At 75.0% G+C, this 20,664-nt stretch carries 19 protein-coding genes; 15 read left to right on the forward strand and 4 right to left on the reverse strand.

Annotated elements, in window-relative coordinates; all coding sequences use genetic code 11:
- The first annotated feature begins 190 nt into the window (after nucleotides 1–190).
- The 7 genes from AB0N04_RS28050 (at nucleotide 191) to AB0N04_RS28080 (ending at nucleotide 8,848) form a co-directional block, all read left to right on the forward strand.
- The gene (locus AB0N04_RS28050) at nucleotides 191–2,128 is read left to right on the forward strand and encodes a hypothetical protein (protein WP_360217268.1); all 1,938 of its coding nucleotides are present in this window, start codon (nucleotides 191–193) and stop codon (nucleotides 2,126–2,128) included.
- A gap of 585 nt (nucleotides 2,129–2,713) precedes the next feature.
- Nucleotides 2,714–3,793, forward strand: a complete 1,080-nt coding sequence (locus AB0N04_RS28055; protein ID WP_360217270.1) for an inosamine-phosphate amidinotransferase 1 — start codon at nucleotides 2,714–2,716, stop codon at nucleotides 3,791–3,793.
- Between the two features lie 217 nt (nucleotides 3,794–4,010).
- Nucleotides 4,011–6,071 carry a phosphocholine-specific phospholipase C gene (locus AB0N04_RS28060; RefSeq protein ID WP_360217273.1) on the forward strand — a complete coding sequence of 687 codons (2,061 nt, stop codon included), beginning with the start codon at nucleotides 4,011–4,013 and terminating at the stop codon, nucleotides 6,069–6,071.
- Between the two features lie 157 nt (nucleotides 6,072–6,228).
- Nucleotides 6,229–7,209 carry a S8 family serine peptidase gene (locus tag AB0N04_RS28065; protein ID WP_360217276.1) on the forward strand — a complete coding sequence of 327 codons (981 nt, stop codon included), beginning with the start codon at nucleotides 6,229–6,231 and terminating at the stop codon, nucleotides 7,207–7,209.
- Nucleotides 7,206–7,421 carry a hypothetical protein gene (locus tag AB0N04_RS28070; protein ID WP_360217279.1) on the forward strand — a complete coding sequence of 72 codons (216 nt, stop codon included), beginning with the start codon at nucleotides 7,206–7,208 and terminating at the stop codon, nucleotides 7,419–7,421. The genes AB0N04_RS28065 and AB0N04_RS28070 overlap by 4 nt, the downstream gene beginning before the upstream one ends.
- 75 nt (nucleotides 7,422–7,496) lie before the next feature.
- On the forward strand, nucleotides 7,497–8,456 hold the full coding sequence (locus tag AB0N04_RS28075; RefSeq protein ID WP_360217282.1) for a hypothetical protein: 960 nt from the start codon (nucleotides 7,497–7,499) through the stop codon (nucleotides 8,454–8,456).
- A gap of 122 nt (nucleotides 8,457–8,578) precedes the next feature.
- Entirely contained in the window at nucleotides 8,579–8,848 is a 270-nt protein-coding gene (locus tag AB0N04_RS28080; protein ID WP_360217285.1) for a hypothetical protein, read from the forward strand.
- A gap of 105 nt (nucleotides 8,849–8,953) precedes the next feature.
- On the opposite strand, the gene AB0N04_RS28085 is transcribed toward AB0N04_RS28080, so the two are convergent.
- A complete protein-coding gene (locus AB0N04_RS28085) occupies nucleotides 8,954–9,460 on the reverse strand; it encodes a hypothetical protein (protein WP_360217288.1) in 507 nt (168 codons plus the stop codon).
- Between the two features lie 463 nt (nucleotides 9,461–9,923).
- Between AB0N04_RS28085 and AB0N04_RS28090 the strand changes: the two genes are divergently transcribed.
- On the forward strand, nucleotides 9,924–10,976 hold the full coding sequence (locus AB0N04_RS28090; protein ID WP_360217291.1) for a DNA polymerase IV: 1,053 nt from the start codon (nucleotides 9,924–9,926) through the stop codon (nucleotides 10,974–10,976).
- A gap of 383 nt (nucleotides 10,977–11,359) precedes the next feature.
- Here the strand turns inward: AB0N04_RS28090 and AB0N04_RS28095 are convergent, their stop codons facing one another.
- The gene (locus tag AB0N04_RS28095; protein WP_360217294.1) at nucleotides 11,360–12,622 is read right to left on the reverse strand and encodes a glycosyltransferase; all 1,263 of its coding nucleotides are present in this window, start codon (nucleotides 12,620–12,622) and stop codon (nucleotides 11,360–11,362) included.
- 389 nt (nucleotides 12,623–13,011) lie between these two features.
- Between AB0N04_RS28095 and AB0N04_RS28100 the strand changes: the two genes are divergently transcribed.
- Entirely contained in the window at nucleotides 13,012–13,653 is a 642-nt protein-coding gene (locus tag AB0N04_RS28100; RefSeq protein ID WP_360217297.1) for a hypothetical protein, read from the forward strand.
- A 145-nt stretch (nucleotides 13,654–13,798) separates the two neighbouring features.
- On the forward strand, nucleotides 13,799–14,692 hold the full coding sequence (locus AB0N04_RS28105) for a hypothetical protein (protein ID WP_360217300.1): 894 nt from the start codon (nucleotides 13,799–13,801) through the stop codon (nucleotides 14,690–14,692).
- 148 nt (nucleotides 14,693–14,840) lie between these two features.
- Here the strand turns inward: AB0N04_RS28105 and AB0N04_RS28110 are convergent, their stop codons facing one another.
- The gene (locus tag AB0N04_RS28110) at nucleotides 14,841–15,944 is read right to left on the reverse strand and encodes an NADH:flavin oxidoreductase/NADH oxidase (protein ID WP_360206584.1); all 1,104 of its coding nucleotides are present in this window, start codon (nucleotides 15,942–15,944) and stop codon (nucleotides 14,841–14,843) included.
- Between the two features lie 106 nt (nucleotides 15,945–16,050).
- A complete protein-coding gene (locus tag AB0N04_RS28115) occupies nucleotides 16,051–16,767 on the reverse strand; it encodes a GntR family transcriptional regulator (RefSeq protein WP_360206587.1) in 717 nt (238 codons plus the stop codon).
- A 186-nt stretch (nucleotides 16,768–16,953) separates the two neighbouring features.
- Between AB0N04_RS28115 and AB0N04_RS28120 the strand changes: the two genes are divergently transcribed.
- The 5 genes from AB0N04_RS28120 to AB0N04_RS28140 all read left to right on the forward strand — a co-directional run bounded on the left by AB0N04_RS28120 (nucleotide 16,954) and on the right by AB0N04_RS28140 (nucleotide 20,446).
- Nucleotides 16,954–17,751, forward strand: a complete 798-nt coding sequence (locus AB0N04_RS28120) for an SDR family oxidoreductase (RefSeq protein ID WP_360206590.1) — start codon at nucleotides 16,954–16,956, stop codon at nucleotides 17,749–17,751.
- 146 nt (nucleotides 17,752–17,897) lie between these two features.
- A complete protein-coding gene (locus AB0N04_RS28125) occupies nucleotides 17,898–18,182 on the forward strand; it encodes a hypothetical protein (protein WP_360206593.1) in 285 nt (94 codons plus the stop codon).
- A 214-nt stretch (nucleotides 18,183–18,396) separates the two neighbouring features.
- The gene (locus AB0N04_RS28130; protein WP_363365501.1) at nucleotides 18,397–19,194 is read left to right on the forward strand and encodes a GNAT family N-acetyltransferase; all 798 of its coding nucleotides are present in this window, start codon (nucleotides 18,397–18,399) and stop codon (nucleotides 19,192–19,194) included.
- 112 nt (nucleotides 19,195–19,306) lie between these two features.
- Nucleotides 19,307–19,531 (forward strand): translation initiation factor IF-1, encoded by a 225-nt coding sequence (gene infA / locus AB0N04_RS28135; protein WP_360206599.1) that lies wholly within the window; start codon nucleotides 19,307–19,309, stop codon nucleotides 19,529–19,531.
- Nucleotides 19,532–20,092: 561 nt separating this feature from the next.
- Nucleotides 20,093–20,446 (forward strand): beta/gamma crystallin domain-containing protein, encoded by a 354-nt coding sequence (locus AB0N04_RS28140; RefSeq protein ID WP_360206601.1) that lies wholly within the window; start codon nucleotides 20,093–20,095, stop codon nucleotides 20,444–20,446.
- The last annotated feature ends 218 nt before the right edge of the window (nucleotides 20,447–20,664 follow it).

Genomic DNA, 20,664 nt, shown 5'->3' on the forward strand with positions numbered 1-20,664 from the left:
CAAATGTGGTCAGGACACCGCTTCAACGGAGAAGGGGGCCGTAGTGCCGCGTCGGGAGAGTCCACTGGACCCTGGGGACGGACCGCTGCTGCGGTTCGCGGGTGATCTGCGAGCTCTGCGGGAGCGGGCCGGGAGCCCGCCGTACCGTCAACTCGCCGTTCGGGCGCACTGTTCGGCGGCCAGTCTGTCGGTGGCCGCGGGAGGCCGCCGGCTGCCCAGTCTCGCCGTCACCCTCGCCTACGTGCAGGCCTGCGGCGGGGACGTGCGGGAGTGGCAGCACCGCTGGCAGCTGCTCGCCGCCGAGATCGCCGCCGACACGGCCGCCCGCCGGCGCGCCCAGGACGCCGGGCGGGCCCCCTATCCGGGCGCGGCGGCGTTCGAGGCGGCCGACGTCGAGCGGTTCTTCGGGCGCGAGGTGCTGCTCGACCGCCTGGTGGGGCTGCTCGACGAACGGCGGCTGGTGGTCGTCACCGGTCCGTCCGGCGTGGGCAAGTCCTCGCTGGTCAGGGCCGGCCTGCTGGCCCGGCTCGGGGTGCCGGCCGGGTCCGGCGCCGGGGCGGTCCGCGCCGGTGGCCCTGGGTCCGGCGGGCCCCCGGGCCAGGCGGCCGCGTCCGGCCGGGGCGGGGCGGCGGTCCGGCCGGTGCCCGGTACCGGGGCGCCGGTGGCGCTGCTATCACCCGGCGACCGGCCGATGGAGGCGTTCGCGCTCGCGCTCGCCCGGCTCGGGCAGCGGGTCGGGGAGGCGGCGCGCGGCGGGTCCGGGCCGTCCGGCGGGGATCCGGTGCTGGTGGTCGACCAGGGGGAGCAGTTGCACACCCGGTGCCGGGACCCCCGCGAGCGGGCCCGGTTCCTGGACGCCCTGGTGGCGACGGCCGCGGGCGCCCCGTCGGAGGCGCTGACCGGTCTGCCGGTCGAGCCGCCGGCGCGCTGCCGGGTGGTGCTGGTGGTCCGCTCGGACCGCAGCGCCGCGCTGTTCGCCGAGCACCCCGGGCTGGCCGGCGCCGGTCGGCACGCGGTGCTGGCGGTCGGGCGTCCGGCACCGGACGAGCTGCGCCGGGCGATCACCGAACCGGCGTTACGGGCGGGCTGCACCGTCGAGGGCGCGCTGCTGGCCGTCCTGATCTCGGCCGCCGCTCAGCAGCCGGGTGCGCTCCCGCTGCTGTCGGCGGCCCTGCTGGAGACCTGGCGGCGGCGCAGCGGCAACGCCCTGACCCTGGCCGGGTTCCAGGCCACCGGGGGGTTCGAGGGCGCGCTGGCCCGGACGGCGGAGGCCCTGTTCAACGGGCTGGACGCGGCGGACCGGACGCGGGCGCGGGCGGTGTTCCTGCGGCTGGGGGTGGAGCTGCTGAGCGGGGTGGAGGCCGCGCCCGTCGGCGGAGCGGTGCAGACGGGGGCGCCGGCCCCGGTGGACGGGCTGCTCCCGGCGGGCGGGCCGGCCCTGGGCAGCGGGATCACCTCCGGCGGCGAGTTCGTGCCGGGCGGTGGGTTCGGCCCCGCTGGCGGGTTCACCGCGGGAAGCGGGTTCACCACCGGCGGATTCGCGTCAGGAGGCGGGTTCGCGCCAGGAGCAGGGGTCGGGTTCGCGCCAGGCGGCGGATTCGCCGGCACCGGCGGGTTCGTCTCCGGCGGGTTCGGCTCCGGTGGCGAGACGACGAGCAGGCGGCCCGTCCGCCGGGCCGAGTTCGACGACCCCGGAGTGCCGGAGGTGCTGGAACGGCTGGTCCGCGCACGGCTCGTGGTGGTCGACCGGGACACCGTCGAGCTGTCCCACCACGCGCTCCCGCAGGCGTGGCCCAGGCTGCGCGGATGGCTGGCCGAGGGCCGGGAGGCGCTCGGCGAACAGCGCAGACTCACGGCGGCCGCGCGCGGGTGGGCGGCCGCCGACCGGGACCCGGAACTGCTCTACCGCGGCGTGCGCCTGGAGGAGGCCCGTCGGCGGATGGCGGCCGGCGAGCTGGCCCCGGCCGGGGTGGAACGCGCCTTCCTGGCGGCCTCGGCGCGGGCGGCGGCCGACGACCGGCGCCGGGCGCAGCGCCAGAACCTCGCGGTCGCCGGGTTCGCGGCGGCCGGTGGAGCGCTGCTGGCGCTGGCGGGTGGCAGCCGGATCCGGCGGGCCTGGCGGTGGTGACCGCGGCGGCGCACCCCGGCCCCGCCCGGGCCGGCTCCGGGCGGGCCCCGTCCGGGCGTTGATCGGCCTCGGGGCGGGGAGAGCTGAACAACCGCCCCGATCAAACGACGGGCGGTCGCGGCGGCGCGGGGGCGGCGATCACGTCCTTGCGCCGCCGTCGGCCCGGCCGGTAGCTTGACGGTCGATCCCGGGCCCGTCGAACGGTGAATTCGGCTGCCCGATCGACGATTTCCCGTTCCGCCGTGGTCGGCCGGAGGCGTTCCGGCGATCGGTCCGGACCGATTCCGCGACCGGCCCGACCGGTTCGGCTCCCTGCGCCGCGGCCGGCCCGCGACGTGCGGCGCCCGGCCGACTTCGCCGTCGCGCCGCCGGTGGTCGCGTCGCGTCGTCCACCGGCGGCGCGGAATCCCGCCGTTCTCCTCCGTACCCGCCGTATCCCGCTTTTTCGCACCGCATTCCGTGGTCCCCGCCGCTCGTCGCCGTTCCCGGCGTTCCCGCGTTCCCGCCGCTTTCGCCGCTTTCGTGCTGCTCGCCGTTCCGCCGTTTCCGCGTTCCGTTTCCCGAAACCCGTGTCAAGGGGGAGTCATGTCCAATTCGGCCCGTCCGGTCCACAGTTGGGACGAGTTCAGCACGCTGCGCGAGGTGGTGGTCGGCAGCGCGGTCGGCGCCCGGCTGCCCGAGCAGTCCGAGCCGTCCTCGTGGCTGTCCTGCTTCCCGAAGACCAGCGCCGCCGACCTCGCCTCGATCGAGGTCGGCCCCTACTCACAGCAGGTCGTCGAGGAGACCGAGGAGGACCTGGACGCCCTGGTGGCCACCCTGCGCGGTCTCGGCGTCACCGTCCACCAGCCCGAAGTCATCGACCACGCGGCCGCGTTCGCCTCCCCCTACTGGGCGGCCGACGGTGGCTTCCACTCCTACTGCCCGCGCGACCTGACGCTCGTGATCGGCGAGACGGTGATCGAGGTGGCCAGCCCGATGCGGCAGCGCTACTTCGAGGTGTTCGGACTGCGCGGCCTCTTCCAGGACTACCTGCGCCGCGGCGCCCGCTGGCTGGCCGCCCCCCGCCCGCAGCTCAGGGACGAGCTGTTCGAGTACGACGCCGACGGGCTGCCGCTGCTCGGTGAGGCCGAGCCGGTCTTCGACGCCGCGAACGTGCTGCGGCTCGGCCGGGACGTGTTCTACCAGGTCTCCCGCAGCGGCAACGAACTGGGCCTGCAGTGGCTGGAGTCGACGCTCGGACTGCTCGGTGACGGCGGCCTGCGGCTGCACCCGCTGCGCGACATCTACGGCTACACCCACATCGACAGCACCATCGCGCTGCTGCGCCCGGGGCTGGTGCTGCTCAACCCGGAGCGGGTCACCCCGGAGACCGTGCCGGCCCCGCTGCGGAACTGGGACATCCTGTGGTGCCCGCCGGCCGAGCCCACCGGGGAGGCGCCCGAGCACTCGCTGAGCGAGAGCTGGATCAGCATGAACCTGCTGATGGTCTCCCCGGACACGGCGATCGTGGAGTCGGGTCAGGAGAGCCTGATCAAGCTGCTGGAGCACGCGGGCATCACGGTGCTGCCGCACCGGCTGCGGCACTCGCGGGTGCTGGGCGGCGGCTTCCACTGCGTGACCCTGGACATCCGGCGGGACGGCGGGCTGGAGGACTACCTGTCCTGACCCGGACGGCACGGACGCCGGGGCGGGGGGTGAGCGGGCGGCGGGGTGCGGGCGGCGGGACCGCCACCCGCACCCCGACCGTAGATGTCCGTACAACTTCAGGCATTCGTCTGCCGTACAGCGGGCAGTCATGAACGGTCCGCCGGGCGGCACCCCGTACCCGCTGTTCTTGGGGGGCCCGTCCTCCACCCCTTCGTGACCCGCGGAGTCGTCCCCCATGGCTGAGCTGAACCGCCGCCGTTTCCTCCAACTGGCCGGCGCGACCGTCGCCTTCTCCTCCCTCTCGGAAAGCATCGCCCGTGCCGCCGCCATCGCCCCGGCGGGGAGCACCGGCACCATCCAGGACGTCGACCACATCGTCGTGCTGATGCAGGAGAACCGTTCGTTCGACCACTACTTCGGCGCGATGAAGGGCGTCCGCGGCTTCGGCGACCCGCGCCCGGTCACCCTGCCGAGCGGCAAGTCGGTGTGGCACCAGACGGACAGCGCCAAGAAGGAGGTGCTGCCGTTCCGCCCGCAGGTCAGCGACCTCGGCATGCAGTTCGTCCAGGACCTCAACCACGACTGGGCCGGCGGCCACAAGGCCTTCAACAACGGCAGGTACGACCAGTGGGTCCCCGCCAAGACGGCCACCACGATGGCCTACCTGACCCGCGACGACATCCCGTTCCACTACGCGCTCGCCGACGCCTTCACCCTCTGCGACGCCTACCACTGCTCCTTCATCGGCTCCACCGACCCGAACCGCTACTACATGTGGACGGGCTACACCGGCAACGACGGCACCGGCGGCGGCCCGGTCCTCGGCAACCAGGAGGCCGGCTACGGCTGGACGACCTACCCGGAGCGCCTGGAGAAGGCCGGGATCTCCTGGAAGGTCTACCAGGACATCGGCGACGGCCTGGACGCGGCCGGCTCCTGGGGCTGGATCGGCGACGCCTACCGCGGCAACTACGGCGACAACTCGCTGCTCTACTTCACCAACTACCGCAACGCCAAGCCGGGTTCCCCGCTCTACGACAGGGCCCGCACCGGTACGAACGCCAAGGCGGGCGACGGCCTGTTCGACCAGCTGAAGCGGGACGTCCAGGCCGGCACGCTGCCGCAGGTCTCCTGGATCGCGGCGCCCGAGGCGTTCACCGAGCACCCCAACTGGCCCGCGAACTACGGCGCCTGGTACGTCTCCCAGGTCCTGGACGCGCTGACCTCCAACCCCGCCGTGTGGGCCCGCACCGCGCTGTTCATCACCTACGACGAGAACGACGGCTTCTTCGACCACGTGGTGCCGCCGTTCCCGCCCTCCTCCGCCTCCCAGGGGCTGTCCACCGTGTCGACCACGGCGGACTACTTCGCCGGGAACGCCGGCAACGCGGCCGGCCCGTACGGCCTCGGCCAGCGCGTCCCGATGCTGGTCGTCTCGCCGTGGAGCACCGGCGGGTACACCTGCTCGGAGACCTTCGACCACACCTCGATCATCCGCTTCATGGAGCGCCGCTTCGGCGTGGCCGAGCCCAACATCTCGCCCTGGCGGCGGGCGATCTGCGGCGATCTGACCACCGCCTTCGACTTCACCGCCTCGAACCCGGCGCCGGCGGCGCTGCCGTCCACCGCCCGCTACCTCCCGCCGGACCGCAACCGGCACCCCGACTACGTCCCCACCCCGCCCGCCACCGGCACCATGCCGCGGCAGGAGGCCGGCACCAAGCCCACCCGCCCGCTCAAGTACGCGCCCTACGTGGACGGTTCGGCCGACACCGGCACGGGCAAGTACCGGCTCACGTTCAGTGCCGGCGCCGCGGCCGGCGGCCAGTTCCTGACGACCTCGGCCAACCGCACCGACGGCCCGTGGACGTACACCGCGGAGGCGGGCAAGACGATCGCGGACGCCTGGAACACCACGTACTCCAAGGGCGTCACCGACCTGACCGTCCACGGCCCCAACGGCTTCCTGCGCCGCTTCCGCAACCCCGGCAAGACCGCCGGGCCCGAGGTCACCGCGCGCCACAACCCGACCACCGGCAACCTCGACCTGACCCTGACCAACGCGGGCACGGCGGACGCGGTCCTCACCGTCACCAACGGCTACGGCGGCACGCCACGCACCGTCACCGTCCGCCCGGGCGCCACCGTCGCCCACACCGTCGACCTCGGCGGCTGCCGCAACTGGTACGACGTCACCGTCACCTCCAGCGCCACCGCGGACTTCGTGCGCCGGCTGGCCGGGCACGTGGAGACCGGGGCGCCGGGCCTGTCCGACCCGGGCATCATCACCTCCTGACACCGGGCGGCCGGAGCCTTCCCCGTTCCGCCGTCACTGTCCGTCAACCCCCCTCCGCCACTGTCCGTCAACGCCGGTGCGGGCCCCTCGGGCCCCGGCACGTCCCGCCCACGCGGCCGGACGTGCCGGGGCCCGAGGCCCGTCCTACCGTAGGAACATGGGCACGATCCGTACGGAAACCGTCTCCGGCGGTGCCCGGCGGTCCCGGATCGACGAGCCGTCGAGCGCATCGCGCACCGGGGGCGCGAGCCCGTTGGACCTGGTGACCCTCGGGGCCCTGATGGCCCGCTCCCGGGGGCGGCCGGAGACCGTGGTGGCCCTGCTGGACGGTCCGGTCGCCCTCGGGCACCCGGGCCTGCGCGGCGGAAGCCTGCGCCGACTCCCCGGCGGCACCCCGGTGGGGTGCGCCGAACCGGGGAGCGAGCAGTGCCGGCACGGCACCTTCGTCGCCGGCCTCCTGGCCGCACGACGCGGCACGGCGGCGCCCGGTATCTGCCCGGACTGCACCCTGCTGGTGCGGCCCGTCTTCGCCGAACCCGGGCAGCCGGGCGCCGCCGCGCCGCGGACCGACCCCGACCAGCTCGCCGAGGCGCTCGCGGCCGTCGTGGACGCCGGTGCCCGGGTGGTGAACATCAGCGCGGACCTCAGCTGGTCGGCGGTGCGGGACGGCCGGGCGCTGACCGGAGCCCTGGACCACGCGGCCCGGCGGGGAGTGATCGTGGTGGCCGCGGCCGGCAACCAGGGCGTGGTCGGCAGCTCGGTGCTCACCCGCCACCCCGCGGTGATCCCGGTCGCCGCCTGTGACCGCCACGGCCGCCCGGCGCCCTACTCCAACCTCGGCGCCACGATCGGGCGTTCGGGTCTGAGCGCCCCCGGCGAGGGCCTCCTCGGTCTGGCCACCGGCGAGCGCCAGCCGCCGATCAGGGGCACCAGCGTCGCCGCGCCCCTGGTGACGGGCGCCGTCGCCCTCCTGTGGTCCGAGTTCCCGCGGGCCGGCGCGGCCGACGTCCGCCGGGCGCTGTGCGACGCCGCCCGCTCCCGCCGGACCCTCTGGCCGGCCCTGCTGGACGCCTCGCGCGCCCTGGACCGGCTGGCGGCCCGGACCGGTGTGACGACCACCGCGAGGAGGCCCTCATGACCGACCGCGCACCGGCCGCCCCCGAGCCGGCCCGGAAGCAGGACCGGCCCAGGATGCGACTGCCCGGGTTCCTCACCGACGAGGACGTCGGCCTGGGGGACGTCATCAAACGCGCGACCTCGACGGTCGGCATCCGGCCCTGCGGAGGCTGCCGCCGGCGCGCCGAGACGCTCAACCGGTGGGTGGGCTTCCGCGGCCGCTCGCCGCGGTGAGCACCCGCCGGCGCAGGACCGAGGAACACAGCCGATTCCGCAGCAGACGGTTCCGCAGCAGAAGGGAGTGGACCGATGGAGGAGTCCAGCACCGAGCGCACGGCAACAGAGCTGATCGACGAACCCGCGGGAGCGGACGGTACGAGTGGCCCAGGGGCGCGGGCGGGCGAGACCGCCGAGGTGGTCCCCGTGTCCGTCGCCGCCGCGGAACCGACCCCGGCCGGCTGCCCCGGCTGCGGCGGAACGGACCCGTTCCGGGCCGGGTCCGCACACGTCTACGCGGTGGGGCGCATCGAACCGCGCTTCCCCACCCTGGGAGCGGAGAAGGAGTTCGCCCAGGTCACCGGCCGGTCCGAGGTCACCGGGCTGACCGACCGGGAGGCCCTGCAGGCCGTCCTCGCCCAGCCCGGGAACCGTTACCTGGCACGGCAGTTGTGCTGGGTGCTGACCATCCAGGGGCTGGAGACCTACCTGCTGTACCCCCGCGACCCGCTGGACCTCTCCCAGCTGGTCGAGGCCGTCCGCCCGAGGCCCGACCCGGGTGACCTCGACGTCGTCATCGGCACGGCCGGGCCGATCGCCCCGCCGGAGGCCTGCAACGGGCTGGCGGTGCCGGTGGTGGCCTTCGACCAGATCTACTCCTTCGACCGCCGGACGCTGCTCGGCAGCCTGCCGGTGCCGGACGGCCAGGACGAGGACCGCTACCGCTCGACCGCGGAGGAGGTGCTGGACCTGGTCCTGCAGCTCTCCGACAACGCGGGCGCCGCCGACGAGCACCGGGCCGTCAACTACCTGGCCGTCCGGTACCCGGCGGTCTACGCGCGCGCGGCCGAGGCGTTCGGCCGCAACCAGTCCCTGGCCGCGGTCGAGGTCCGGCCGTCGCGGATGGGCGGGGGCGGCCGGACGATCGTGGACGTGGTCTTCTCCTACACCGGTCGCGACACGGACGTCACGGAGAAGGCCTTCGTCCGGGTCGACGTGACCGAGCGGTTCCCCTTCCTGGTCACCCGGCTCCAGCCGTACTTCGAGCGCTGACGACGGTGAAGGAGGCCGCTGGGCGGAGCCAGGAGCCAGGAACCAGGAACCAGGAGCGACGAGCGAGGAGCGAGGCACGAACGGGACAGAGGACGAACCGAACCAGTGAGAGGAGAAGCGTCATGCTTCCAGGTTTCACGGCTGACCGGGCGACGGCGGTGACGCGCGGTCACTACCGGGGGAGGGGCCGCAGCACCATCGCAACCGCCGGCACCGAGGTGCCCGCCGTCCACCGGGCGGCCGTGCAGGGCGCGTACGGCGGCACGTGGTGCATGGGTGGGGTGATCACCGTCGTCACCGTGGACCGGGACGACGAAGGGAGGGTCACCGGCTGGCACAACGTCGACGAGATCGGCAGCTGCGAGCCGTCGGACGGCAGTTTCCCGATGTAGACGGCGCTACGGGCGGCCCTCGGGCAGCCGGGCGCGCAGTACCGCGGGTCCCCCCTGACAGGAGGTGTCAGGGGGGACCCGCAGTACTGCCGGGCCCGGTCGTCGCTACACGACGCACGGGGCCTCGCCGTAGGAGACGCTGCCGTCGTCACAGCTCACCTCGACCGGTGCGTAGCCCGGGCCGACGCAGATCCCGCCGCCGCTCGCGCCGCGCATGCACGACACGTCGTCCGCAGGGGCGCAGCCGCCGTACGAGTAGCTGCAGCCCGCCGGACGGACCAGCCCCTGAGGGGCGGATCCCCACGAGCTCCGGCCGGGCGTGCCGCGACGGCGCCAGGGCGCGGCGACCTGGGTCCCGCGGGGCACGGCGTACCGCAGGGCGCCCTCGTCGACGGGGAACCCGCCCGAGTCGCAGCAGGGGCAGCCCTCGGCGGTGATGCAGACGCAGTTGGGGATGCAGCCGAGCCCGGAAGCATTCAGCCCGGATCCGAGGGCCCGGGCCGGGGCCACCCCCCGGCCCCCGGACGGCGGGCCCTGGCGACGGGCGCCGGTGCGGTAGTACCCGCCCGGTGGGCCGAGCGACGACTCGGCGGCAAAGCCTGGCATGTTCATCGTGATTGCCTCCTCCCGGAGTTGTCCTCCGAGCAGCGTGAAGCGCTACCGGCCGGGTCGGGGTCGGCCGGTTGCACGGGCGGGCCGGTCGCGCGGTCGGGCCGCGGAGGTCGCGAGGGGCGCGGAGGCCGCGACGGGATCCGGCGGCGCTCCGGTGGCGATTCGGTGGCCGGGGCTGACACGGCCGGGGCTGTCGGGTCCGCCCCCGGAACGCGAGCCCTCCACTCCTCACGATAGGGAGCCCGGCACCCCGCGGCATCCCGGCCGCCGACCCCGCGCGGGCGCCCGCCCCACGGAGAGTGACGGTGCGCCGGACGGCCCGGCGGAGCAGCCCGTTCGGGCCTCGCCCCGGCCCCGTCCGGGCCTCACCCCGACCCCGTCCGGCCCGTGGTCCGACCTCACCCGGAGCGCCGTCGCGGACGCCGGGCCGCCGCCCCGGGGCGGTCGGCGGATACTGGAACCCGTGTCCGCGCACTGGGTGCTCCACGTGGACCTCGACCAGTTCATCGCCGCCGTCGAGGTCGCCCGCCGGCCGGAACTGCGGGGTCGGCCGGTGGTGGTCGGCGGCACCGGCGACCCGACCGCCCGGGGCGTGGTGTCCACCGCCTCGTACGAGGCGCGCGCCCACGGCGTCCACTCCGGGATGCCGCTGCGGCTGGCCGCCCGGCGCTGCCCGGAGGCGGTGTTCCTGCCCGTCGACGCGCCGGTCTACCGGGAGGCCTCCGAGCGGTTCACCGACACCCTGCGCCGCTTCCCCGCCGTGGTGGAGGTACTCGGCTGGGACGAGGCCTTCCTCGGCGCGGACACCGACGACCCCGAGTCACTGGCCGCCCGGATCCGGGCCGCGGTGCACGCCGGGACGGGCCTCTGGTGCTCGGTGGGGATCGGGGACAACCGGCTGCGCGCCAAACTCGCCACCGGCTTCGCCAAACCGACCGCCCCGGACGGGCCGCCCCCCGGGCACAGCTTCCGGCTCACCCGGGAGAACTGGGTGCCCGTGATGGCCGGGCGCCCGACCGACGCCCTCTGGGGCATCGGGGCCAGGACGGCCCGGAAGCTGGCCGACGCCGGCATCGGCACGGTCGCCGAGCTGGCCGCCGCGGACCCGGAGGAGCTGGCCGCCCGGTTCGGCCCCGTCACGGGCCCGTGGTACCGCGCGCTCGCCCACGGCGTCGGCGACACCGAGGTCAGCGACGCCCCGCACCGCGCGCGCTCGCACAGCCGGGAGACCACCTTCCAGCACGACCTGGTGGACCGCGCGGAGATCGCCCGCAACGTCACCGTGCTGGCCGGGCGGGTGGCCAGGGACGTCGAGGACGAGGGCCGGCCGGCCGTCCGGGTCACCGTGAAGGTCCGCTTCGCGCCGTTCCACACCCACACCCACGGCCTCGCCCTGGAGGCACCGACCAGCGATCCCGCCGAGATCACCCGCGCCGCGCTGGAGGCCCTGGAGCGCTTCGACCGGGACCGCCCGGTCCGGCTGCTCGGCGTCCGCGCCGAGCTCGGCGAGCCGTAGCAGCCGCGAGCCGCCCCGTCCGGCCCACGGGCTCACCGGCCCACGGGCTCACCGGCCTAGGGTCTGTCTTCAAACCCGCGTCTGCGGGGCGACGCCGGGGCACGCACCTCGCCGCGTTGTCGTCGGTCGCCAATGCTCCGCAGTGGCTCCCTCCTCCGCCTTGCGATGCACGCACCCCAACGCCGCCCCGCCCGCCCTCCGGGCGGACGACGGGGGTTTGAAGACAGACCCTAGGGACAATCTGGCCCACGGGCTCGCCGGCCCACGAACGGTCCGGCCCACCGGTCTACCGGCGCACGGACGGTCTGGCCCACCGGCACCCACCGGCCCTCGCCGGCCCTGGGACCGTCCGACCGCGCGGCGCCCCGGCCCCGGGCGGTGCCTCACGCCGAGCCGGGACGCCGCCCGGCGCCGGCCGCGTCCGTCGCCTCCGCGGCCTCCGCCCCCTCGACGAGCAGGCGCGCGGCCACCGCCGCCCCGTCGGTGCGGATCGTGCAGGCCACCGCCAGCGCCCAGGTGCGGGCCTCGGGTGCCAGCGCCGTGGCGAGCGCGGCGGACAACGAGTCGACGGTCGGCGTCCGCCCCTCGTGGGCCACGCCGATCCGCAGCTCGGCCACCCGGGCCGCCCAGTACGGCTGGTCCGCGATCCGCGGGACCACCACCTGGGGCGCCCCGGCGACGGCCGCCGTCGTCGTGGTGCCCGCGCCGCCGTGGTGGACGACGGCGGCCACCCGCCGGAACAGCGCCTGCTGGTTCACCTCGCCGACGACGAAGCAGTCCTCGCCGTCGTCGACCGGGGCCAGCCCGGCCCAGCCGCGGGCGAGCACCACGCGCCGGCCCAGGGCGCGGCAGGCCGCCACGGCCACCCGGGCGATGTCCGCCGGGGCGTGCGCGGCCATGCTGCCGAATCCCACGTAGACCGGGGGCTCCCCGGCGTCCAGGAAGGCCTCCAGGTCGCCCGGGAGCGGCCGGTCGTCGGCCAGGATCCACGCCCCGGTCTGCACCAGGTCGAGCTCCGTCATGCCCTGCGCCGGGCAGAGCGTCGGATCGGCCGCCAGCCACGGCCGGTCGCCGAGGACGTGGTCACGGACGTTCTCCACCGGGGGCAGCCCGATCGCTGCCCGGCGCGCGTTGAGCGCCGGCCCGTACAGGGCGTTCACCCGCTGGGCGTCCTGCTCCCAGAGCACCCGGTTGTCGGTCTCGCCCGCCGGGGACGGCGTGCCCGGCCGGGCTCCCGGCGGGAAGTGCCGCGACGGCAGCCCGAGGACGTGGAAGCAGGCGAGCACGTACCGGATGCCCAGCTGCTCCGCCACGTCCCGCGCACCGGCCGGCATCAGGCCGGTGGCCAGCAGCACGTCGCACCCCTCGGCCGCCGCGGTGAGCGTGTCGAACCGGGCGGCGACCAGCTCCGGCGCCAGCCGGAAGGCGTCCTCCGCCGTCGGTGGCCGCGGGCCGGCGACGATCGAGCGCACCGTCGGGCCGAGCGGCACCAGCGGCACTCCGACCCGCTCCAGCAGGGCCGCGAACTCCTCGTCCGGTGGCGCGGACACCCGCACCTCCGCGCCGAGCTCCCGCAGGGCCACCGCCAGCGCCGCCAGCGGCTCGACATCCCCGCGCGATCCCCATGTCGTCAACAGCACGCGCATTTCCGAGACTCCCGTTTCCGCAGGTCATGGCACTTCCGGCGGTCGATTGTGCGGTACGAGGGGGGCCTTGCCACAAGCCCCCGGGTGGGCTATAGCTTGGTAGTGGCGGGGAGATCCGTCGTTCCCCCCCCCCGCCCCCTCCCGCACCGCCCGGCCGGGTTCCGGCCCGCCCCACCCGCGGCGGCCGCGCGTCGTACCATCACGGCCATGCCGCATCGGGAACTCCCCTGGACCGTCGCCCTGGTGAGCGATCACACCGGGCCGGGCCCCGCGCCGGCCCGGCGCCGGGAGCGCCCGGACGGCCTGCTGGCCGCCAATGGTGCGGGCGGTCCGGGTGCGCCGCGGCCGGACACTGGCGGCCCAGGGGCAGGGCAGGAGGCGGGAGACGCATGGACGACGACGGCCGACACACCGCCCAGGGCACGGGGACCACGGGCACGGGGACCACGGGCACGGGGACCACGGGCACGGACCCGGGCACGGATCCGGGAACGGCCGACCGGGCCGGGGTGCTGGGGACGGCGCTCGCCGGGGTGCTCGCCTTCTCGCTCTCCTCCGGCTCCTGGCAGTGGTTCTCCACCTACCTCGGGCTGACCCTGCTCGCCGTGGTGTTCGCGTTCAGCCGACCGCCGAGCCGGACGCCCGGCGCCGGGGCCCGGTTCGCGCGGAGCCTGGCGGCCTACGCGCTGGTCGTCGGCCTGGCCGCGGCGCTGGCGCTCGCCCCGGCGATGCAACGCTGGGCGTGGCTGTTCCCGATGCCGGAGACCCGCAGTGCGTGCGCCCACCTGTGCCGCTACGCCGAACTCGGAGCCCAGGCCACGCTGGGTGACCTGGCCGGCCAGGACGCCGCTGCCCTGGCGTACGCGCAGAGTGATCAGGCCCGGCACGCCGTGGACGACTGCCTGGCCGCCACGACGACCCGCTGGCTGCCGGTGTACGGTCTGGCAGCCGCGGTCCTGGTGGTGCTCGCGGTCCGGCTCGCAGACCGCTCCGGCACACGCCGCCGGGCCGCCGCACCCGAGGAACGGTGACGGAACGTCACTGGATCGGGCTGCTCCCGCACCCCCGCCCGGCCCGACCGGGAGTAGGTTCGGAACCGTCAGGGCCGGCGGCGCCCGGTGGCCGGGCAGGCGACGGGGCGGCGGCGGTACGGCTGCGAGGGCTCGGGAGGGCCGGATGAGTGGTGCCAGGGTGGCCGTCGTGACCAGCGGCGCCGGGATCGAGTTCGACGAGGACCTGCCGCCCATCGTGCGGGCGTTGCGCGCTGACGGCCTGTCGGCCGAGTCCGTGCGCTGGGACGACGGCTCGGTGGCCTGGGCGGAGTACGACCTGGCCGTCATCCGCTCGACCTGGGACTACGTGGAACACCTCGACGCGTTCCTGGCGTGGGCCGACGGCGTGTCGGCCGCCACCCGGCTCTGCAATCCGGCGCCGGTGGTGCGCTGGAACAGCGACAAGCACTACCTGAGGGAGCTCGCCGCGCGCGGGGTCGCCGTGGTGCCGACCCGGTTCCTCGAACCGGGGGAGCGGTTCACCGCCGCGGACCTCGACGGGATCGGCGGCGCGGACGGCGTGGTGGTCAAGCCCGCGGTCTCGGCGGGTGCGCAGGACACCGCGCGCTACCGGCCCGGAGGGTCGGCGGACGCCGCCCGGCACGTCGGGATGCTGCAGGAACGGGGACGCGCCGCGATGGTCCAGCCGTACCTGCCGCGGGTGGCGGAGGGGGAGCGTGCCCTGGTCTTCCTCGGCGGCGTCTTCAGCCACGCGATCCGCAAGGACCAGCTGCTCACCGAGCCCGGGCTGATCGACAACGACCGGATGCCGCACCTCGGCGTCACGCCGTACCGGCCGACCGGTGCCGAGATCCGCACCGCGCTGGCGGCGCTGGAGGCCGTCCCGTCGCCGGACGCGCCGCTGTTCGCCCGGGTGGACCTGGTCCTGGACGGGGCCGGGGAGCCGGTGGTGCTGGAGCTGGAACTGATCGAGCCGAACCTGTTCCTGGCGGCGAACCCGGACGGGCTGGGGCGTTTCGTCGCGGCGGTGGCGGCACGGGCCGCGGCGCCGCGCTGAGCGGGGACCGCTCCGGCCGGGCTCTTCGCGGGCCGGGTCCTGTTCGGGCCGGGCCGCTCGGGCCGGGTCCTGTGCGGGCCGGGCCGCTCGGGCCGGCGCCGACCCCGGGTGAGGCGAAGGGCCGCCCGGGGTCGGCGCGCGGGGCGGCTCAGGCGCGGTGGTACTGGATCGGCCTGGTGACCTCGCCGCCGAGCTCGGCGGCGGCACGGCGGGCCCAGGAGGGGTCGCGGAGCAGCTCGCGGCCGAGCAGGACGGCGTCGGCCCGGCCCTCGGCGAGGATGGCCTGGGCCTGGGCGGGCTCGGTGATCAGGCCGACGGTGGCGACGGGCATGCCGGTGCCGTTGCGCACCGCCTCGGCGAAGGGCACCTGGTAGTCCGGTCCGGCCACGATCCTGGCGTCGGGGGCGTTGCCGCCGGTGGAGACGTCCATCAGGTCCACGCCGTGCGCCAGCAGCTCCTTGGCCAGTCGGACGGTGTCCTCCGAGGTCCAGCCCTCGCGGTCGTCCTCGGGGTTCTCGGTCAGCCAGTCGGTGGCGGAGATGCGGAAGAACACCGGCAGGTCCTCGGGCCACACGGCGCGCACGGCGTCGACGACCTCCAGGGCGAGGCGGATCCGGCCCTCGAAGGAGCCGCCGTAGGCGTCGGTGCGGCGGTTGCTGTGCGGGGAGAGGAACTGGTTGATCAGGTAGCCGTGGGCGCCGTGGATCTCGACCCCCTGGAAGCCGGCCTCGAGCGCGCGGCGGGCGGCGTCCCCGAACTGCCGGACGATCCCGGCGATCTGCTCGGTGGTCAGCTCCTCGGGCGTGGTGGACGCCGCGTCGAACGGGACGGCGCTGGGGCCGACCGGGGTCCACCCGTGCGGTTCGTCCGGGGCGAGCGCGCGGCCGCGCTCGATCCAGGGGCGCTCGGTGGACGCCTTGCGGCCGGCGTGGGCGAGCTGGACGAACGGAACGGTGCCCTGCTCCTTCAGGAAGGAGGTGATCCGCCGGAACGCCGTGGTCTGGGTGTCGTTCCAGAGCCCGAGGTCGTACGGGGAGATGCGGCCCTCGGGGCTCACGGCCGTCGCCTCGGTGATGATCAGCCCGGTGCCGCCGGCGGCGCGGGCCGCGAGGTGGGTGAAGTGCCAGTCGTGCGGGACACCGGCCGCGTCGCCGTCGGGGGCCGCGCTGTACTGGCACATCGCCGCCATCCAGATGCGGTTGGGGACGGTGAGTTCCCGCAGGGTGTACGGGGCGAAGAGTGAGGTGCTCATGTCGGACTCCCGGTGAGGCGGTCGGCACGGTGGTTGCGGCCGATCTTTGCGCGTGAACACAATAATTGTGCACGCGCGTAAGTTGCAAGCGCTGCCTATTTTTCCGTCAGGCGACGCCTGGGTCGTGTCCGGGGCCGGTGCCCGCCTCGCCGGGCAGCAGGGCGAGCAGGCTGCGGCGGGCCGAGTCGACGTGCTCGCCGGCCAACCGGTCGAGCTCCTCCGGCGCGCCGCCGCCCCGCAGCAGCCGGGCCAGCTCGCGGTGCTCGTCGACGACCAGGGCGCGGTACTGCCCGCGGGCGAGCGCGACCCGCTGCAGCTGGAACAGGAACACCTGGGAGCGCACCGCCTGCCAGGCGTCCGTGAGGCGCCGGTTCCCGGCGGTCGCGTACACCTGGTCGTGGAAGGCCATGTCCAGTGCCAGCAGGTGCGGCACCCCGGCGCCGTCGGCCAGTGCGGCCGCCATCGACTCGACCAGTCGGTCGAGCTCGTCCAGCTGTGCCGGTGTCGCCCGCCGGGCGGCGGTCACGGCGGCCAGCCGGTCGAGCGCGGCACGCACCCGGTAGACCTCCTCCACGTCGTCGGCGGTCGCCGCCACCACGGTGGTCGGGCGGTGCCAGCCCGTCCGGACCAGCCCCTCCCGCTCGAGCCGGGCGATGCCCTCGCGCACGGCGCCGCGGCTGACGCCCAGCGAGTCGGCCAGCTCGGTCTCCCGCAGCGGGGAGCCGGGCGGGAAGTGCCCGTCGAAGATCGCCTCGCGGACCCGGTCCGCGACCTCGTCGGCCAGCCCTCTGCGGGTGGCCTTCATCAGGGGTAGGTCACTCATGCCCGAATGTTGACATTCGGACGCTGTCGGGATCAAGGTGGAACCGCCGCCGTGTCGTGCACGGTGCGTCCCGCTCGCGACCCCCAGGGAGCGTCACCCATGACCCGTCCAGCCCCCGCGGCGACTGTGCCGACCGCGGAGCCGGAAACGACCGTGGTTCCCGCGGAGCCGGGAACGACCGCGGACGTGACGGCGTCCGCAGCGACCCCGGCGTCCCGTCCGGTCCGGGGCGTCCTGGTCACGGGAGCCTCCCGGGGCATCGGCCGCGCCGTCGCGCACGCCTTCGCCGCCGCCGGCGACCGCGTCGCCGTGCACTACGGCTCGAATGCCGCACAGGCCGAGGCCACCCTGCTCGCACTCCCCGGCGACGGCCACGTACTGGTGGGCGGTGACCTGAGCGACCCCGCGACCGCGCAGCGCGTCGCCGACACCGCGCACGCGGAGCTCGGCGGGGTGGACGTCCTGGTCAACAACGCCGCCGTCGCCACCTCGGAGGCCAACGCGCACCCCGTGGCCACGGTCCCCTACGAGGACTGGCAGCGGATCTGGCGGCAGATGGTCGACGTCAACCTGCTCGCCGCGGCCAACCTCAGCCACTGCGTCGCCCGCCACCTCATCGCCCGCGGCGCACCCGGCCGGATCGTGAACATCGGCTCCCGCGGGGCCTTCCGCGGCGAACCGGACCACCCCGCCTACGGTGCGACCAAGGCCGCCCTGCACGCACTCGGCCAGTCCCTCGCCGTCGCCCTGGCCCCGCACGGCATCTCGGTGACCTCCGTCGCCCCCGGCTTCACCGCCACCGAACGCGTCGCCGACCGGCTGACCGGGCCCTCCGGCGACACCCTGCGCGGCCAGAGCCCCTTCGGCCGGGTCGGCACCCCCGAGGAGGTCGCCGCCGCCGTCCGCTACCTCGCCTCGCCCGAGGCCACCTGGGCCTCCGGCACCGTCCTCGACCTCAACGGCGCCTCCCATCTGCGGCTCTGAGCGGCCCGGGCCGCCGCAGTCCGACGGCGGCCGCCCGGTCGTCCGCGCGCGGTCGAACGGGTGGGTAGCCTTCCCTGCGGCAGGGGTTCCACCCGAACCGCCCCGGAGCGATCCGGGTCGTGCCGCGGTGACCCGGGGGAGGCGTCGTGCCGATCGAGTTCGTCCGTCGCGTGGACGGCCTGGTGTACCGCTTCCGGGAGGACGGGACGTTCAACGGCCGACCGTCCTACCGGCGGCTGGACCTGGACGTCCGGTGCCGGTGGCTGCCGGAGCGGGGCTGGTGCACCGTCGACGCCGACGGAACCGCCAACTCCTGGCCGCTGCACGGCCGGAGCGGCGAGGAGGAGGTGCCGCCGCGCGGCCCGTGGCGCAGCTGGAAGGCCGGCAGGTCGTACCTGTACGACCTACGGCACCTCGACGAGCCGCGCTGAGGGCCCCGTGCGCCGCGGCGCGGGCCGCGTGCGTAAATCGGTTGGGCGGACGACATCCGGCTGGTAACGTCTGCGCAGCCGTGAACGAACGCGAGGAGGTGAGACCCATGAAGGCTGTCAGCAGGTGGGTGCTCCCCCTTGTCGTCACGGCGGGCGATTGACGAAGGTGTCGCCGGGAGCGCCTCGGAACAGGCACTCCCGAAAGGCCACACCCATGAACCCTTCCCATCCCGCCTCGAACCAGGTCGACCGCGAGGTCGCGGTGACGAGGATCTCGGACACCCAGTGGCAGGCCGTCGCGGACGACCAGATGGTCGGCTGCGGCGACGCCTCGCGCCGACCCGACGGCCGGCTCTTCGTCAGCGTCGACGTCTGGCAGGACGCGGACTTCGACCTCGTCGCCACCGCCATGCTGGCGGACCTGGCGGTCCCGCTGTACACCGTGGTCGACGAGGCCGACCCCGCGTCGACGGCCGCCTGGCAGCGGGTCGGCTTCGCGGTCGAACGCCGCGAGTGGGGCTACGTCGTGCCCACCGACCCGCAGGTCACCGGACTCGGCGAGGTGCAGCCGCCCGCCGGCGTCACCGTCCTGCCCGCCGGCGAGGCACAGGAGGCCCCGCTGCTCGCCCTGGACCGCGTCGTCCGCGACGAGGTCGAGGCCTCCGTCGGCTGGTGCTCGATGCCGGCCGAGGTCCTGCCGCGACCGGCGGGGACGACCGTCGTCGACTCGTCGCAGTACGCTGTGGCTCGGCAGGGCGACGAGTACGTCGGCCTGATCCGGGTGAAGCGGCTGCCGAGGCAGCCGCGGATCGGACTGGTCGCCGTCCGCGCCGACCAGCACCGCCGCGGGGTCGCCCGGGCGCTGCTCGCCCACGCACTGGGCGAGCTGCACCGCTCCGGCACCGCCACGGCCTGGGCCGAGGTCACGGAGACCAACACGGCCGCCACCGCCCTGTTCGAGGGCATCGGAGCCCGTCGCTCGGGCAGCACCCTCGAGCTCGTCCGCCGCTGACGCCCTGTCACGCGTTCGGCGTCTCGTCGCACGACCGTATGACCGCACGATCGCCACACCGCCAAGCCGTATCCGCACCCACCGTACGTCGACGAACGAAGAAATGAGACTCATGACCAAAGCAGCAGGAAGCAGCATCGAGGTCGAAGGCACCGTCACCGAGTGCCTGCGCAACGCCACCTTCAGGGTGGAGCTCAAGAACGGGCACACCGTGCTCGCCCACATCAGTGGGAAGATCCGGAAGAACTACATCAAGATCCTCCCGGAGGACCGGGTCCTAGTGGAGCTCAGCACCTACGACCTGACCCGCGGCCGCATCCGCTACCGCTACAGGTAGGACCGTAGCGACGCCGGCGCCACCCCACGGTGGCGCCGGCGTCGCCGTGTCCGGGCCCGTGCCGCCCGCCCGTTCGGCCGAGGGCCCGTCCTGCCGAACCCGTGGGGCGGGGGCGCAGGATATATCGCGCGCCGGTCGGGCGCCTCGCCCGCCGGGGCGCCGCGGCCGGTTCCACTCATCCGGCGGACGGTTGCCGCCACGGCCGCTGCCCCGCGCCACCGGCGGCCCGGCGGACGGACCGGGGATGAGCCCGTCGGCCCAGGTCAGGACGGGGGCGATCACCGCGGGGCCGGCTGCTGGCGGCCACCGCCGCGTCCGCGTGTCGCTCCGTCGCACGCGCCCCACCCGCCCGACGAGCCCCGCCACGCACGGGCGAGGCGGATGGATCTGGCCGATAAGCCGTCAGTCCGTGGTCGATGAGATTGACTGCGAACGAAGGGGCTGGGGATGCTGATCGGGCACGATGCAATCGCCAATCGGTTGCGCGGTGGATTCCGGGCTCCGGGCTCCGGATTCCGGGTTCTGATTCGGAATTCGATTCCATTCGAATGAGGAGAATTCGTGATCTCGAAGACGAAGAAGATCGTCGGCTCGCTGACCGCCGCGTTCGCCGCGGCGGCGGCGTTCACGGTGGCGGTGCCGTCCGGCACCGCGTTCGCCATCGACCACATCGAGTGCCGGGGCGGGGAGGACTTCCTGAAGATCTGGTCGCACAGCGGCGGCAGCCAGAGCGTCGACTGTTACGCGAACGCCGGCCGGACGTCCTTCGGCGGCTGGTGGGTCGACCGGATCTCCACCGGGAACAACGACCTCATCTACTACGATGCCAACGGCGACTCCGTCAAGATCCCGCGCTGGACCGACATCTCGTTCCCGAACCGACCGCCGCAGGTGAACTCGATCGAAATCCTCTGACGGACCGCCGGTTGAAGGCCGGGCGCAGGCTCTCAGCCGAGTTCCGGAACGGCTGAGCGCTCGCGTCCGCCGACCCGACTCCGGGTGGATACCGAATTCCCCTGCCAAAGGAATGCGCCCACCCGGCTCCGTCCCCGCGGCCGTCCCCGGATCCGTCCCCGGGGCCGGCCGCGGAGGGCGTCCTGGCCTCGGTGGTACGCCGCCTCACCGCGGTGACG

This window comes from Kitasatospora sp. NPDC051702, from assembly GCF_040681575.1.
GTDB lineage: Bacteria > Actinomycetota > Actinomycetes > Streptomycetales > Streptomycetaceae > Kitasatospora.